General features: G+C 50.1%; 15 protein-coding genes. All 15 read left to right on the top strand.

Annotated elements, in window-relative coordinates; genetic code table 11:
- The first annotated feature begins 107 nt into the window (after nt 1-107).
- The 15 genes from obgE to DG046_RS01535 all read left to right on the top strand — a co-directional run bounded on the left by obgE (nt 108) and on the right by DG046_RS01535 (nt 15,331).
- The gene (gene obgE / locus DG046_RS01605) at nt 108-1,379 is read left to right on the top strand and encodes a GTPase ObgE (protein ID WP_108830853.1); all 1,272 of its coding nucleotides are present in this window, start codon (nt 108-110) and stop codon (nt 1,377-1,379) included.
- A 7-nt stretch (nt 1,380-1,386) separates the two neighbouring features.
- Nucleotides 1,387-1,677: a ribosome assembly RNA-binding protein YhbY gene (gene yhbY / locus DG046_RS01600; RefSeq protein WP_108830852.1), complete on the top strand. Its 291-nt coding sequence runs from the start codon at nt 1,387-1,389 to the stop codon at nt 1,675-1,677.
- A gap of 2 nt (nt 1,678-1,679) precedes the next feature.
- Entirely contained in the window at nt 1,680-2,288 is a 609-nt protein-coding gene (gene nadD, locus DG046_RS01595; protein ID WP_108830851.1) for a nicotinate-nucleotide adenylyltransferase, read from the top strand.
- The gene (gene yqeK / locus DG046_RS01590; protein WP_108830850.1) at nt 2,285-2,848 is read left to right on the top strand and encodes a bis(5'-nucleosyl)-tetraphosphatase (symmetrical) YqeK; all 564 of its coding nucleotides are present in this window, start codon (nt 2,285-2,287) and stop codon (nt 2,846-2,848) included. Before nadD ends, yqeK begins: the two co-directional genes overlap by 4 nt.
- Nucleotides 2,845-3,738, top strand: coding sequence for an LCP family protein (locus tag DG046_RS01585; protein WP_108830849.1), 894 nt, complete (start codon nt 2,845-2,847; stop codon nt 3,736-3,738). Before yqeK ends, DG046_RS01585 begins: the two co-directional genes overlap by 4 nt.
- Before the next feature lie 29 nt (nt 3,739-3,767).
- Nucleotides 3,768-4,124 (top strand): ribosome silencing factor, encoded by a 357-nt coding sequence (gene rsfS, locus DG046_RS01580; RefSeq protein WP_108830848.1) that lies wholly within the window; start codon nt 3,768-3,770, stop codon nt 4,122-4,124.
- Nucleotides 4,121-4,495 (top strand): RidA family protein, encoded by a 375-nt coding sequence (locus DG046_RS01575; RefSeq protein ID WP_108830847.1) that lies wholly within the window; start codon nt 4,121-4,123, stop codon nt 4,493-4,495. The genes rsfS and DG046_RS01575 overlap by 4 nt, the downstream gene beginning before the upstream one ends.
- A 16-nt stretch (nt 4,496-4,511) precedes the next feature.
- Nucleotides 4,512-5,123 carry a ComEA family DNA-binding protein gene (locus tag DG046_RS01570; protein WP_108830846.1) on the top strand — a complete coding sequence of 204 codons (612 nt, stop codon included), beginning with the start codon at nt 4,512-4,514 and terminating at the stop codon, nt 5,121-5,123.
- Between the two features lie 46 nt (nt 5,124-5,169).
- Nucleotides 5,170-7,035: an excinuclease ABC subunit UvrC gene (gene uvrC / locus DG046_RS01565; protein WP_108830845.1), complete on the top strand. Its 1,866-nt coding sequence runs from the start codon at nt 5,170-5,172 to the stop codon at nt 7,033-7,035.
- On the top strand, nt 7,025-7,969 hold the full coding sequence (gene hprK / locus DG046_RS01560) for an HPr(Ser) kinase/phosphatase (protein ID WP_108830844.1): 945 nt from the start codon (nt 7,025-7,027) through the stop codon (nt 7,967-7,969). Before uvrC ends, hprK begins: the two co-directional genes overlap by 11 nt.
- A gap of 154 nt (nt 7,970-8,123) precedes the next feature.
- Nucleotides 8,124-11,648, top strand: coding sequence for a pyruvate:ferredoxin (flavodoxin) oxidoreductase (nifJ, locus tag DG046_RS01555; protein ID WP_108830843.1), 3,525 nt, complete (start codon nt 8,124-8,126; stop codon nt 11,646-11,648).
- Nucleotides 11,649-11,819: 171 nt separating this feature from the next.
- Entirely contained in the window at nt 11,820-12,278 is a 459-nt protein-coding gene (gene tnpA, locus DG046_RS01550) for an IS200/IS605 family transposase (protein ID WP_108830842.1), read from the top strand.
- 234 nt (nt 12,279-12,512) lie between these two features.
- Nucleotides 12,513-13,649 carry a glycosyltransferase gene (locus DG046_RS01545; RefSeq protein ID WP_108830841.1) on the top strand — a complete coding sequence of 379 codons (1,137 nt, stop codon included), beginning with the start codon at nt 12,513-12,515 and terminating at the stop codon, nt 13,647-13,649.
- A gap of 156 nt (nt 13,650-13,805) precedes the next feature.
- A complete protein-coding gene (locus tag DG046_RS01540; protein WP_108830840.1) occupies nt 13,806-14,264 on the top strand; it encodes a glutathione peroxidase in 459 nt (152 codons plus the stop codon).
- 113 nt (nt 14,265-14,377) lie between these two features.
- Nucleotides 14,378-15,331 (top strand): substrate-binding domain-containing protein, encoded by a 954-nt coding sequence (locus DG046_RS01535; RefSeq protein ID WP_108830839.1) that lies wholly within the window; start codon nt 14,378-14,380, stop codon nt 15,329-15,331.
- The last annotated feature ends 99 nt before the right edge of the window (nt 15,332-15,430 follow it).

Raw genomic sequence — 15,430 nt, 5'->3', positions numbered from 1 at the left:
ACCGCAGAGAAATCTGCGGTTTATTTTTTCTTATACAGAGTTTAGACATGGGAGATCTTTTCATAAAACGGACTGTGATATAATACCAATCATACTGGGGGTGTGAGATGTTTGTCGATTTATGTACCATTACGGTAAAAGCCGGCAATGGCGGCGACGGCGCCGTGGCTTGGCGCAGAGAAAAATACGTTCCCGCCGGGGGACCGGCCGGCGGCGACGGCGGGCGCGGCGGAAGCGTCGTCCTCGTTGCCGACGAAAATATGCGGACGCTCATGGATTTTCGCTACAAGCGCGTGTACAAGGCGGAAAACGGACAAAACGGCCGCAGCAAAAAACAATTCGGCGCCGATGCCGAAGACATTATTTTAAACGTTCCCGTGGGCACCTTGGTGCGGGACGAGAAGACGAATAAAATCATCGTCGACATGAAAGAAGCGGGCCAACGCTTCGTCATCGCCCAAGGGGGCGGCGGCGGCAAGGGCAACGCCCGCTACACGACCAGCACCCGTCAGGCCCCGACCTTTGCGCAAATGGGCTTTAAAGGCCAGGAGCGAACCATCGTCTTGGAACTGAAGCTCCTCGCCGACGTGGGCCTGGTGGGCTTTCCCAATGTGGGCAAATCCACCTTGCTCTCCGTGATTTCAAGCGCGAAGCCGAAAATCGCCAATTACGAATTTACGACGCTTTCGCCGAATTTAGGCGTGGTCTATTTGGGCCCGGGGAAGAGCTTTGTGTGTGCGGACATTCCGGGACTCATCGAAGGGGCCTCAGAAGGCGTGGGCTTAGGCCACGACTTTTTGCGCCACGTGGAGCGCAGCGGCGTTTTGATTCACGTCTTGGACGGAAGCGGCGACTACTACCGGGATCCTCTGGAGGATTTCGAGGCCATTAATCGGGAGCTTGAAGGCTACAACATCGCCTTAAAGGACAAGGCGCAAATCGTCTTTATCAATAAAATGGACCTGCCCGAGGCACAGGAGAGAGAACCTGCGCTCAGGGAGGAATTGGAAGGGCGCGGCTACACCGTATTTTCCGGATCCGCCGCCACCACCAAAGACATTCAGCCCATGCTCTTTAAAGTCTATGAGGTGCTTCAAAACACGGATATCGAATACGACAGTTTGGACGAGGAATACTATGTGGAAGAAGAAGAGCGGGAACCGGGCATTTCGGTGAGAAAAGAAAACGGACGCTACATCGTGGACGGGCCGTACATCGAGCGTCTTTTGGGCTCCACCTTCTTCGACGACCGGGATTCCCTGCGGTATTTCCAAGAAAACCTCAGGAAAAACGGCGTCATCGACAAGCTTCGTGAGCTGGGCATAGAAGAAGGCCAATCCGTTTTTATTGCGGATTATGAATTTGAATTTTTCGAGTAGGGAGTTTATGATTACAGGAAAACAACGGGCGCAGCTGAAGCGCCTTTCACACGGCATGAAGCCGCTGATGCAAATCGGTAAAAACGGCATTACGCCGGGGGTGATCGAGCAGATCGATCAATTGCTGGAAGACCACGAGTTGGTGAAAATCGCCCTCTTGCAAAACACGGCGGTGGATTTAAATGAAGCGGCGGCAACCCTCACCGAGGCCTTAAATGCGGAATTCGTTCAGGGCATCGGCAGCAAGCTCACCCTTTACCGCCCCGCCAAAGAAGACCCCGTGATCGTTCTGGAGTAAGTATGAAAATCGGGATCATGGGCGGCTCCTTTAATCCCATCCACATGGGCCACTTGATGATGAGCGAGTACATGCGGGCCCACTTGGGCTTAAACAAGGTCTTGTTTATCCCTACGGGCAACGCCCCCCACAAGCGGGATTACTCCGTTACCGCCAAGGAGCGCATGAAAATGGTGGAACTGGCCGTGGCGGGGAATTACTATTTCGAAACGTCGGATCTGGAAGTGACAAAGACAACCACCACCTATTCCGTGGACACCCTCTTGGCACTGAAGGCAATTTATCCGGATGCGGAATTCTACTTCTTTTTGGGATCCGATATTTTACAGGATTTAAAGACCTGGAAGCGCTTCGGCGACCTGGCGGGGCTGACGCAATTCGCCGTGGCCGTGCGCCCGGGGGACGGGGCCATTACAAAAGAGGCCATTCGCGAAGAGATTCGCTACCTGAAGACGACCTATAATGCCGATGTGGTGTTAATCGACACGCCCCTCTTGGAGATATCCTCCACAACGTTGAGAAATCGCATACGCCAAGGCAAGTCGGTAAAGTATTTCATTCCCGACAATGTCATGGCCTACATTAGGAAAAAGAGGTTTTACATCTATTGAAAGAGCCTGCATTTGATCAAATCGTCGATGCCATCGGCGAAAAACGCTACAAGCATATTCTCCGCGTCACGGAAACGGCGGAAAAGCTCGCGAAAATTCACGGTGTGGATGTGGAAAAGGCCCGCACCGCGGCTTTGTTTCACGACATTTGCAAATACAAAGACAACGCGCGTTTGTGGAAAGAGGCCGAGCGCCTGAAAGTAAAGGACTTGGACAGCTTCAAGGCCTTTCCTCAAGTGCTCCACGCCTATGTGGCGGCGGAGGCGGCGCGAGTCGACTACGGCATCGAAGACGAGGAAATCCTTCGGGCCATTCGCTACCACACCACGGGCACGGACCACATGTCGCCGGTGGAAGAGGTGGTGTTTTTGGCCGATTACCTGGAGCCCATGCGAAACTTCGACGGCGTCGAGGATCTGCGAAAAAAAGCCGAGGCCGATCTTAAAGAAGCCATGGCCGCGTCCTTGCAGGGCAATTTACTTTTTCTCATCAAGCAAGGCACCGCTGTTCATTTAGACACCGTCCGCTGTTACAATGATTACATGGAGAAAAGAAAATGAAGAGTTTCTTTCGAGGATTTTTCCTCACGCTGCTGATCGTCTTTGTCGGCGTCCTCGCCCTGAATTTTTACACCAACATGGGCGACGATTCCGAGGCGAAGACCTGGATCAGCGATTTAAAAAACAGCAACGAAAAATTCCAGGTCCTCTTAATCGGCGTGGACAGTTTAAATTCGAAGAAGGCGGAAAATACCCGAAGCGACGTCATGATGGTCTTGGATGTGGACGGGGAGAAGAAGTCGGCGTCGTTGATTTCTCTGCCTCGGGACTCCCGGGTGAAAATCGAGGATCACGGCAAGACGAAATTAAATCACGCCTACGCCTACGGCAAGGCCGATTTGGCCCTTAAGACCGTCAATGAAAACTTTGATTTGAACATTCCCTATTACATCGTCGTGGACTACGCCTTCGTTAAAGACGTGGTAGACATCGTGGACGGCGTCGACGTCTATGTGCCCATGGACATGGATTACGAAGATCCCTCGGCGGATCCGCCCCTTTCCATTCACCTGAAAGAAGGTCATCAGCATTTAAACGGCGATCAGGCCATGCAGTTTCTGCGCTTCAGAAAGGGCTATAAAAACGCCGACCTGGATCGTGTGAAGGCGCAACAGGCCTTTATGTCCGCCTTCGTACAAAAGGTGAAGAGCTCCAAAGGCGTTCTCCACGCGCCGTCTCTATTGGTGAGCTACATGGACAACACGACGAGCAATATGCCTCTGTCGAAAGTGTCCCGCATGGGGCTCACCATGATCTCCATCGGCGAGGAAAATCTCCAAACGGCGACGATCCCCGGCACGGCGGACATGATCGGCGGTTTGAGCTACTACATCGTGGATTTCGACGGCGCGGATCAATTATTCTACAAGATGAACGTAAAGCAGAAGTAATAGGGTACAAATAAAGCGAGGAGGTAATTATGAGCAAAGACAATATTCAAGCCATGTTAGATATTATCGAAAAAAGCGCCGATGCCAGAGGCGGCGCGGATATTCAAACCCTGGATATTCGGGACATGACGGCCATCGCCGATTACTTTGTCATTATTAGTGGCGGCTCGACACCTCAATTAAATGCCATCGCCGAAGAAGTGGAAGACAAAATGGCCGAGGCGGGCTACCACACCTACCATCACGAAGGCAACGGCCAGTCCCGCTGGATTATTTTGGATTACGGCGACGTGATCGTGCATATTTTCCACCGGGATATGCGTGAATTCTACAATTTGGAACGTTTGTGGGGCAAAGACAATCGGGAAAGCGAGGAAGAGCAATGAAAATGATTCAAACGGACAAGACTGTGGCGGCCATCGGCCCCTATTCCCAATCCGTAGAAGACGGCGGCGTCGTGTACTTATCGGGCCAAATTCCCGTGGATCCGAAAACCGGGGAAGTTAAGACTGAGATTAAAGAAGCCACCCGCCAATGCCTTACGAATGTTAAGAATCTTCTCGAAGCCTCCGGTTCCGACCTCAACCACGTCATGAAGGTGAATCTCTTTATTTTGGACATGGACCAATTCGCCGACATCAACGAAGTGTACGGGGAATTTTTCACGGAACACAAGCCGGCTCGCAGTTGCGTCGCCGTCACCGCCCTTCCGAAAAACGTGGTCATCGAAGCCGAAGCCATTGCGCGCGTAAAGTAACGCCCACGGAGGTCTTATGAAGCTCACCGATCGGGAAAAGGTGCTGGCCTTTGTTTTCCTCTGCCTGCTGGTCCTCACCGTGTCCTATTACCATTTTCGCCTGAAGGCGGAGGGGGCCGAGGAGCCCTCCTTCGTCATCGAAAGCGGCGAGGTTTCCCGGGACGACTTTAAGAAAGAGGCGGCGCCCGCTGAGGAAGAAGGCATCGGCTCCGCCATCTACGTGGACATTGGCGGCGCCGTAAAAAATCCGGGGCTTTACGAACTGGAAAAAGGCGCCCGGGTAAAAGACGGCATTACGGCGGCTGGGGGCATCGTGGGAAATGCCGACACCTCGCAAATTAATCTGGCGAAAAAATTAAGTGACGAGGAAAAACTCTACATTCCGAAAGTCGGCGAACAAGCCCCCGCCCAATCCGCCCAGGCGGCACCTGCCGCGAAAGGGCCGGTGAGCATACAAAACGGTTCGAAAGAGGACCTTATGACCTTGCCCGGCGTCGGCGAAAAAACCGCCGATAAAATTATTGAATACCGCACGGCCCATCCCTTTACCGCCGTGGAGGATTTAAAGGAAGTGCCGGGCATCGGCGACAAGACCTTTGAAAGCTTAAAAAATAATATTCAACTCTAAAACTGACCGACGGGGTCAGTTTTTTACTAGTTTCCAGGAGCGTGTCATGAGTCAGGTAGCCATACGAGAAAAATTAAAGACCTTGCCCGACGATCCCGGCGTCTACTTAATGAAGAACAAACTGGATCAGATTATTTACGTGGGGAAGGCGAAAAATTTAAAAAAACGGGTGCGGCAGTACTTCGGGTCCTACGGAAAAAAAGACAAGAAAGTGCGGAGCATGGTCGCCCACATCGAAGACTTCGAATACATTATCGTCTCGAGCGAATTGGAATCCTTGATTCTGGAATCCAATTTAATCAAAGAGTACTTGCCCAAGTACAATATTTTGCTTCGCGACGACAAGCAGTACCCCTACATTAAAATAACCAACGAGCCCTTTCCGCGGCTCATGAAGACGCGGCGCATCCTTAAAGACGGCGCCCGCTACTACGGTCCCTTTCCCGACGTCTTGGCGGTAAATTCCGCCATCGACATTCTCCACGAGCGCTTTCCCTTAAGAAATTGCAAACTGGATTTATCCAAGCCCAATCCCGTGGTGCGGCCCTGTTTAAACTACCACATCCATCGCTGCGCCGGTCCATGCATCGGTGCCGTCTCCGCCGACGACTACGCCGGCTACATTTCAGGCATCGAGGATTTTCTCGATGGCAAGAAAGTGCCTTTTATCGACGAGCTGGAAGAGGAGATGAAAGCGGCCAGCAGGGCCCTGGAATTTGAAAAGGCGGCGGCCATTCGGGACAAGCTTCAGGCCCTCTATACCTTGACGGAAAAGCAACGGATCACGGCGGCGGGAAAAGACGACGAATTCGACGTCATCGGCCTCGCGGCCCAAGGGCGGGACGTGTGCATCCAGATTTTCTTCTTCCGCCGGGGAAAAAACATGGGCCGGGAACATTTCTTTATGGAAAATCCCTACGGCGACAGCCCGGGGCAACTTTTAAAAGCCTTTATCACCCAGTTTTACCACGGCACCGCCTACATTCCCGGCAAGCTCTACGTTCACGAATACTTCGATGAGCGGGAATTAATCGAGGCCATGCTCACGGAGAAAAAAGGCGCCAATGTCCACGTCGTCGTGCCGAAAATCGGCGAGAAGAAGCAGATCATGACCATGGTGAGAAAAAACGCCATCGACATGTTGGACAAGCACTCCGATCAAATGCGCACGAAACAAAAAACCGTGGAGAATACATTGGAGGCATTGCAGGAGGCCCTGACCATGGAAGGCGCCCTTCAGCGCATCGAAGCCTACGACATCTCCAATATTTCCGGCGTGGAATCCGTGGGCTCCATGGTGGTCTTTGAAGACGGCCTGCCGAAAAAGACGGACTACCGCCGCTTCCGCATAAAAGACGTGGTGGGGCCCGACGATTACGCGTCCTTACGTGAAGTGCTCACCCGCCGCTTTAAGCGGGGCCTGAGAGAAAAGGCCGGTCTCGGAGAGAGCAAGGGCTTCGCGAAATTCCCCGATCTCATCTTTATGGACGGGGGAAAGGGGCAGGTGACCCAGGCCCTAAGCGTCTTGGAAGAATTGAACCTAGACATTCCCGTGGCGGGCCTTGTCAAAGACGATTTTCACAAGACCCGGGGCATTTACTTCAATAAAGAAGAGATTCGCGTGGCAAAAAATTCCCCGATCTATCGCCTCACCTACCAAATTCAAGAAGAAGCCCACCGCTTCGCCATTACCTATCATAGGAGCCTGCGGGCGAAGTCGAGCTTTCAGTCGGAGCTGGACGTGATCCCCGGCATCGGGCCCAAGCGCAAACAGGCCCTGATGCAGGCCTTTCAATCCCTTTCGAAAATAAAAGCCGCCGATGTGGAAAGCCTCGCGTCGGTGGATGGCATGACAAAAGCCGCGGCACAATCCCTGTATGACCACTTTCACGGAGGTAAAGATGAGCAATAAAAAACAAAGCGTCAGCGTGCAACAGCTGATCGCGGACAACGACTACGAAGTCATTCAACTGGCGGACAACACCCGCACCGTTCGCCTGTATTCCTCGGAATGCAATCGACCGGGCCTGCAACTCTGCGGCTTCTACACGAAATTTGTCGCCGACCGCATTCAGGTCATCGGCGGCGCCGAGTGGTGCTATTTAAAAGGCTTGGATCCGAAAGTGCGGGAAATGCGACTGAAGACCTTCTTCGAACACAAGATCACCGTGCTGATCATCACCAAAAATCAAGAAGTCTTCCCGGAAATGCCCACTTACGCCCGCGAAAACAATTGCACCATCTTGCGTACCGCCGATTCCACGAGCATCGCCCTTTACAAAATCATTACCTATATGCAACGGGCCCTGGCTCCCTCCATTAGAAAACACGGCATTCTCCTCGACATCTACGGCGTGGGCGTATTAATCACCGGCGAAAGCGGCATCGGCAAGTCGGAAACCGCCCTGGATCTCATCGTCAGCGGCCACAAACTCATCGCCGACGACTCCGTCCTCATCCGCATGTTGGACAATCGCCTCATCGGCACCTCGCCGAAAATCACCCGCCACTTTATGGAAATCCGGGGCATCGGCATCATCGACGTGGAACGCCTCTTTGGTATCGGTTGCATCATGGAGGAAAAAGAAGTGGAACTGGTGATCGAACTGACCCAATGGGATGATTTCGCCGATTATAACCGATTGGGCATGGAAGACGATAAAATTGAAATCTTGGGAAAATCCGTGCCCAAGATCGAAATTCCCATGCGTACCGGCCGCAACACATCCATGATTATCGAGATCGCCACGCGGAACTTCAAACAGAAAGAAATGGGCTACAATGCGGCGGAAGCACTGAATCAAAGGGTGTTGGATTCCATCGAAAAAAATAAACTCAATCATTAAAAAGTTGTAGCGTAAACAAAAACATTTAGTGAAAAACGAATTGTTTGTTTTTTCACATATCGAAATATTGAATACTTCGGTCAACGACTTGAATTTCAATTTATGACTGATATAATTGAGTCATAGGAAAATGTTGTTAAATTAGGAGGTTCAAATGGCAAAGACGATGAAAACAATGGACGGGAACACAGCGGCCGCGCACGTGGCTTATGCGTTCTCTGACCTGGCGTGCATCTACCCGATCACGCCCTCATCCCCGATGGCAGAACATATTGATGCCTGGGCAAGCAATCACAGAAAGAATATTTTCGGCAACGAAGTATCTGTAAAGGAAATGCAATCCGAAGCCGGCGCTGCAGGTGCTGTACACGGTGCACTTCAAGCAGGTGCCTTGACCACGACCTACACCGCATCTCAAGGTCTTCTCCTGATGCTCCCGAACATGTACAAGATTGCAGGGGAATTGCTTCCTGGCGTATTCCACGTTGCAGCTCGTGCATTAGCCAGCCACGCGCTGAGCATTTTCGGTGATCACCAAGACGTTATGGCTGCTCGCGCATCCGGTTTCGCATTACTCGCATCCGGTTCCGTACAAGAAGCCATGGACTTAGCCGGTGTTGCTCACTTGTCCGCAATCAAAGGCCGCGTCCCCTTCGTTCACTTCTTCGACGGTTTCCGTACGTCCCACGAAATCCAAAAAATCGAAGTGCTCGAATACGACGACTTGGCAAAACTCGTCGACATGGACGCAGTCAATGCATTCAGAGCACGTGCTTTGGCTCCCCAAGATCCCGAAGTACGCGGTACTGCACAAAACCCCGACATTTACTTCCAAGAAGTAGAAGCTGCTAACCACTTCTACACGGACATTATCGGTATTACGGAAGATTACATGAAACAAATCTCCGAATTAACCGGCAGAAACTACGGCCTGTTTAACTACTACGGCGACGAAAACGCAGAAGATGTCATCGTAGCAATGGGTTCCGTAACCGAAACCATTGAAGAAGTTGTCGACTACTTAAACGCAAAGGGCGAAAAAGTCGGTGTACTGAAAGTTCACCTCTATCGTCCCTTCTCTAAGAAACACTTCTTCGACACTATGCCGAAGAGCGTTAAGAGAGTGGCTGTTTTAGACCGCACCAAAGAAAAAGGCGCAACGGCTGAACCCTTAAGACTCGACATTAAAGACATGTACTACGACCGCGACGATCGCCCGGTTATTATCGGCGGCCGCTACGGCTTAGGCAGCAAAGACACCACCCCGTCTCAAATCCTCGCAGTTTACAAGAACCTGCGTGCAAGCGAACCGAAAGACGGTTTCACCATCGGTATTGTTGACGACGTCACCAACTTATCCTTGGATGTCGACGAATTTATCGAAACCGAACCGGAAGGAACCATCGGTTGCAAATTCTGGGGCTTCGGTTCCGACGGTACCGTCGGTGCAAACAAGAGCGCCATCAAGATCATCGGCGACGGCACCGATATGTACGCACAAGGTTACTTCGACTATGACTCGAAGAAATCCGGCGGCGTTACCATGTCTCACTTACGTTTCGGTAACAACAAGATTACCTCTACGTACCTGTTGACTTCCGCAAACTTCATCTCCTGCTCCAAGCAATCCTACGTACACCAATACGACCTGCTTCGCGGCATCAAAAAAGGCGGTACCTTCTTATTGAACACCACCTGGGATGAAGCTGAATTGGAAGAAAATCTTCCTGCAAGCCTGAAGCGTTCCATCGCTGCAAATGACGTAGACTTCTACATCATCAACGCAACGAAGATCGCAGGCGAAGTCGGCTTAGGTAACCGTACCAACATGGTAATGCAAGCAGCCTTCTTCAAACTTTCCGAAGTACTTCCCGAAGATGTTGCCGCTGAAAAATTAAAAGAAGCCATCGTCAAAGACTACGGTCACAAGGGCGAAGACATCGTCAACATGAACTACGCTGCAGTTGACGCAGGTATGAACGCTGCTCACAAGGTTGACTATCCGAAGGAATGGGCAAACTTAAGCGAAACCGAATCCCACGAAATCGAAGGCGCACCGGCATTCATCAACGACATCCTCGTTCCCATGACTCGCCAAGAAGGTAACGACCTTCCCGTCAGCGCATTCAAAGGCATGGAAGACGGTACCTTCATGTCCGGTACTTCCAGATACGAAAAACGCGGCATCGCAGTGAACGTGCCTCAATGGCAAATCGACAACTGTATCCAATGTAACCAATGTTCCTTCGTCTGCCCCCACGCTGTCATTCGTCCCTTCTTATTAGACGAAGAAGAAGCAGCAAAGAAACCGGCAGCTTTCGAAACGAAGAAACCCAACGGTAAGGGTCTGGAAGGCTTCGAATATCGCATTCAAGTTTCTCCTCTCGACTGTACCGGTTGCGGTAACTGTGCACAAGTTTGCCCCGCTAAGGAAAAAGCACTTGTCATGGTACCCTTCGAAGAAGAATTCGAAAAACAAGAAGCCAACTGGAAATTTGCAGAAACCGTATCTTCCAAGCAAGATCAAATTCCTGCAGACAATGTTAAGAACTCGCAATTCCACATGCCTCACCTGGAATTCTCCGGCGCTTGCGCAGGCTGTGGTGAAACTCCCTATATCAAATTAGTTACTCAACTCTTCGGCGATCACATGATGATTGCAAACGCAACGGGTTGTAGCTCGATCTGGGGCGGTTCCGCACCGAGTATGCCTTACTGCACCAACGACAAGGGTCAAGGTCCCTCTTGGGCGAACTCCTTGTTCGAAGACAACGCAGAATACGGCTACGGCATGAAGGTTGCAGTTGATCAACAAAGAGCAACCATTAAGAAACACATGGAAGAATTCAAGGAATTAGGCGCTGACGAAGAAATCGCCAAAGCATTCGACGCTTGGTTAGAAGACTCCGACAGCTACGAAGTTACCAAGGCAGCTGCTGCCAAGATTCTTCCCTTGCTCGACAAGAAGACCGGCAATGCTGAAGCGGACAACCTCTTGGCTTCCATCAGCAGCATGAAACGTCTCTTAATCAAACCGTCGCAATGGATCTTCGGCGGTGACGGTTGGGCATACGACATCGGCTACGGCGGATTAGACCACGTATTGGCCAGTGGCGAAAACATCAACGTCATGGTCGTCGATACCGAAGTTTACTCCAACACCGGTGGTCAATCCTCCAAGGCTACCCCGACGGCTGCGGTTGCAAAATTCGCATCCAACGGTAAGGAAGTTCGCAAGAAAGACTTAGGCCTCATGATGACCAGCTACGGCTACGTTTACGTCGCACAAATCGCCATCGGCGCCGACAAGAACCAAGCCCTCAAGGCCATCAAGGAAGCTGAAGCTTACAACGGACCGTCCTTAGTAATCGCTTACGCACCCTGTATCAACCACGGCATTCGCCAAGGTATGGGCGTTTCCATTGCTGAAGAAAAGAAAGCAGTGGATACCGGTTACTGGCACCTGTACAGATACAACCCGACTCTCAAAGATGAAGGCAAGAACCCCTTCAGCTTAGACTCCAAGGCACCGACGAAACCTTACAGAGAATTCCTCGAAGGCGAAGTTCGTTATACGTCCTTGAAGAAGCTGTTCCCCGAACGTGCAGAAGCACTCTACGAAGCAGCTGAAAGAAACGCCAAAGAACGCTTCGAAAACTACGAACGTTTAAACGGCTAATCTCTTTCGATTAAACATCAAAGGACCAGGTCATTGACTTGGTCCTTTTTTTGCATCAGAAAACCCCCGGTTAGACCGGGGGTTCCGTTTAGCTTTAGCGATAATCACCCGTTATTCCCAGAATGGTATGATAAGAAAGGTCTGCCAACCAATCACAATCAGGAGGGAATAATGACATCACTAAATCACACCCATAGTCTATCACACACAAAATGGAATTGTAAGTATCACGTAGTGTTTGCTCCGAAATACAGGCGAAAAGTATTTTATGGATCGAAACGCTTAGAAATAGGCGCGATTCTACGCGAGTTATGTAGTTGGAAAGGCGTAAACATAATCGAAGCGGAAGTATGTCCGGATCACGTTCATATGCTACTAGAGATCCCGCCGAAACTATCCGTATCTTCATACATGGGATTTCTAAAAGGGAAGAGCAGCATCTTGATCTATGAACGATGGGGAGACCTGAAATTTAAATATAGGGGAAGGCAGTTTTGGTGCCGAGGCTATTACGTTGATACAGCTGGAAAAAACGCTAAAAAGATTCAAGAGTATATACAAAACCAGTTGAAAGAGGATCAAATAAGTGAGCAACTAACCTTTGACACGACGAACCCCTTTAAGGGGTAGCCGAGCAACGTCAGCGCGAGCAGACCACCGACGCCCTTCAGGCGCTGCTAGTAATACAGGTTATTTGGGCCGAAAAAGGAAAACTCCCGGCTACGCCGGGGGATGTTTATTACATACGGAGAAATCAAAGAAGACATAAGATAATAGATATTTGCGCGAAAAAACAATTTCATTTTACAAGAAAATCATACCGATCCCATAAGTCCTCGATAAACTCAAGTAAAAGGAGGCATTATGCGAATCGGACTCTTTACAGACACTTACTATCCCGAAATCAATGGAGTAGCTCATTCTACCTATTTACTGAAGCGCGCCTTGGAAAGGATGGGCCACACCGTCTATGTGATTACGTCTCGAACAAAAAACACACAAAGCGCGCCTAAAGAACGCATCTATCGGCTGCCCAGTGTCAGTCCGGTGATCGTTAAAGACAGACAATTGGCCTTGGTCGTCGCGCCCTATTGGATCCATAAGTGTAAGCAAATGCATCTGGACGTCATTCACACGCAAACGGAATTTACTGTCGGCATATTGGGCTTGCAGGTGGCGAAAAAATTTGGCATTCCTCACATACATAGCTACCATACGATGTATGAAGATTGCATCCATTATCTGCCCTTGCCGAAAACAGAAGGCCTGAAGCGAATGGTATGCGCCTTAAGTGCGAAGTTTTGCAACTATTCCGATGCCGTGATCGTTCCGACGGAGAAGGTAAGAAAAAAACTGTTTGGATACCGGGTAATACGCGATGTTCACGTGGTGCCTACGGGACTGGATCTTGATAAATTCAGATCGTACGACACAAAGAAAGTGCAACGGTTAAAGCACCGCTTCAACCTATCATCCGGTTACACTCTGTTATCCGTTGGGAGGCTGGCAGAAGAGAAGAGGACAGATAAATTGCTGGAATACTATAAACGGTTGGAAATCGAAGAAGAAGACGTGGGGCTGTTGATCGTAGGGGATGGTCCTGAAAAAGAGAGACTACAGATGCAAGCGAAAGACATGGCTATTCGCAACCTATGTTTTATCGGTGGCGTCCCTTGGGATGAGATTCAAAACTATTACGCCCTGGGCGACCTCTTTGTGTCCGCGTCCAAGGCAGAAACCCAGGGCCTAACCTATATGGAAGCTTTAGCGGCGGGATTGCCTCTCTTGGTACAACGAGACGATTGTTTAAATGGCGTACTTAAAGAAGGAGTGAATGGAACGTCTTTTACAAACAAAAAGGAATTTTTAAACGGCTTCAGACTCATGCGCACCCGATCTACAAAAGGAGCGCTAGAGATCTATAACGACAATGATTTTGCGAAAGCTGTCTTGGGCGTGTACGAAAGTTTATGGATAAACGCGCACCGTCGTCAAACGTAAGAATTTATTATAAATACAAGTAATGTTGGATGTTAAGTTGATTTTCTTTTGAAAGATGTCTATCGAAAGCAGATGGTTATCAACGCGTGAAAATGCTTGCATTTTAAATTGAGAAAGGAAAAATTTTAGCGTATACTAAAGGGAAGGAGGGATTGTATGAATTTGTATTCGATTTCCGCAAAAGACATTCACGGACAGACTGTCGATTTCAGTGAATACGAGGGGCAAGTGGTCTTGGTAGTGAACACGGCCAGTCTCTGCGGATGCACCCATCAGTACGAAGGGCTCCAGCGCATTTATGAGCGCTACAAAGACGACGGCTTTGTCGTTTTCGGTTTTCCCTGCAATCAGTTCGGAGCCCAGGAGCCGGAAGATGAGCCGGCAATCGAGGAATTTGTAAAATCCCGCTTCGGCATTACCTTTCCCATGTTTTCAAAAATCGACGCGGTGGGGGACAATCCTCATCCGCTCTTTGCCGCTCTAACGGATGGGGAAGATCCCGTCCATTGGAATTTCGAAAAGTTCCTCATCGACCGCGAGGGCCATTTGCGTGGCCGTTTCCCCGCGGACATGGAGCCGCGAGAGATCGTTCACGACATCGACGAACTATTATAAATTTCGCCTCTGAAAAGATTTACATCGTCTTTACATTGAAATCATATCTGTTTAATAGGGAGCCGATACAATGCATTTAGTTGATGAAGATTTTTTATAGGAGGAATCAAACGATGAAATTTAAAAACGTAAAATTAGCCATTGGAGCATCTCTTCTGGCACTGAGTCTTGTGGCTTGCGGTGGCTCCGGCAACAATGCCAAGGGCGGCAACGATCAAGCAGCAAACAACACCCAAAACACTGCCAACGCATCCAAGGGCGCTGAAGCAGGCGACCTGGATAAGCTGGGTCAAATCGCCGTTATCACCCGTGAAGACGGCTCCGGTACCCGCGGCGCCTTCACTGAAATCACCGGTCTTTTAGAAAAGAACGGCGATCAAGAAGTCGACAACACCACGGCATCGGCCACGGTACAAAACTCCACCAACGGCGTTATGACCACCGTCGCAGGCAACCCCGCTGCCATCGGTTACATTTCCCTTGGTTCTTTAAATGAAACGGTAAAAGCCCTTACCTTGGAAGGCGTAGAAGCAACCCCCGCCAACATTTTAAGCGGCGAATACAAATTGGCCCGTCCTTTCCTCTTGGTTACCAAGGGTGAACTGAAGGAAGGTTCCCTGGAAGCCGACTTCATGAAATTCGCTCTCTCGAAAGACGGCCAAGCCATCGCCGAAGAAGAAGGCTATGTAAAGAACGAACAAGCGGAAGATTACACCCCCGGCAATGTCAGCGGCGAAATCACCGTAGCAGGCTCCACATCCGTTACCCCCTTAATGGAAAAATTAGTTGAAGCCTACAAGAAAGTGAACAGCGGCGCCAACATTCAAATTCAATCCAACGGTTCTTCCGCAGGGATCACCGCAGCAGCCGAAGGTACGGCACAAATCGGCATGAGCTCCCGCGAACTCAAAGATGAAGAAAAAGATAAAGTACAAGGTACGGTCTTGGCACAAGACGGCATCGCCGTTATCGTCAACAAAGACAATCCGGCGAAAGACATTACCATGGAACAAATCAAGAACATCTTCAAAGGCGACATGACCGCATGGGGCGATCTCGCAAAATAAACAAATCACGGCAGGTGTCTAAGGGCACCTGTTTTTTTGTTTACATAGACTTTACATAAGCCATATCTTTTCCTAAGAATGGCTTGGTAAAGTATCCAT

Source organism: Aedoeadaptatus coli, from assembly GCF_900343085.1.
GTDB lineage: Bacteria > Bacillota > Clostridia > Tissierellales > Peptoniphilaceae > Aedoeadaptatus > Aedoeadaptatus coli.
Note: the sequence above shows the minus strand (reverse complement) of the source record. Positions and strands in the feature narration are given on the sequence as shown.

Excerpts from the sequence above, each read along its gene's own strand:
- DG046_RS01540 (WP_108830840.1), top strand. The coding sequence starts at position 13,806 with ATGAATTTGTATTCGATTTCCGCAAAAGACATTCACGGACAGACTGTC.
- yhbY (WP_108830852.1), top strand. The coding sequence starts at position 1,387 with ATGATTACAGGAAAACAACGGGCGCAGCTGAAGCGCCTTTCACACGGC.
- DG046_RS01570 (WP_108830846.1), top strand. The coding sequence starts at position 4,512 with ATGAAGCTCACCGATCGGGAAAAGGTGCTGGCCTTTGTTTTCCTCTGC.
- nadD (WP_108830851.1), top strand. The coding sequence starts at position 1,680 with ATGAAAATCGGGATCATGGGCGGCTCCTTTAATCCCATCCACATGGGC.
- DG046_RS01545 (WP_108830841.1), top strand. The coding sequence starts at position 12,513 with ATGCGAATCGGACTCTTTACAGACACTTACTATCCCGAAATCAATGGA.
- obgE (WP_108830853.1), top strand. The coding sequence starts at position 108 with ATGTTTGTCGATTTATGTACCATTACGGTAAAAGCCGGCAATGGCGGC.
- DG046_RS01585 (WP_108830849.1), top strand. The coding sequence starts at position 2,845 with ATGAAGAGTTTCTTTCGAGGATTTTTCCTCACGCTGCTGATCGTCTTT.
- hprK (WP_108830844.1), top strand. The coding sequence starts at position 7,025 with ATGAGCAATAAAAAACAAAGCGTCAGCGTGCAACAGCTGATCGCGGAC.
- nifJ (WP_108830843.1), top strand. The coding sequence starts at position 8,124 with ATGGCAAAGACGATGAAAACAATGGACGGGAACACAGCGGCCGCGCAC.
- DG046_RS01535 (WP_108830839.1), top strand. The coding sequence starts at position 14,378 with ATGAAATTTAAAAACGTAAAATTAGCCATTGGAGCATCTCTTCTGGCA.
- rsfS (WP_108830848.1), top strand. The coding sequence starts at position 3,768 with ATGAGCAAAGACAATATTCAAGCCATGTTAGATATTATCGAAAAAAGC.
- DG046_RS01575 (WP_108830847.1), top strand. The coding sequence starts at position 4,121 with ATGAAAATGATTCAAACGGACAAGACTGTGGCGGCCATCGGCCCCTAT.
- tnpA (WP_108830842.1), top strand. The coding sequence starts at position 11,820 with ATGACATCACTAAATCACACCCATAGTCTATCACACACAAAATGGAAT.
- uvrC (WP_108830845.1), top strand. The coding sequence starts at position 5,170 with ATGAGTCAGGTAGCCATACGAGAAAAATTAAAGACCTTGCCCGACGAT.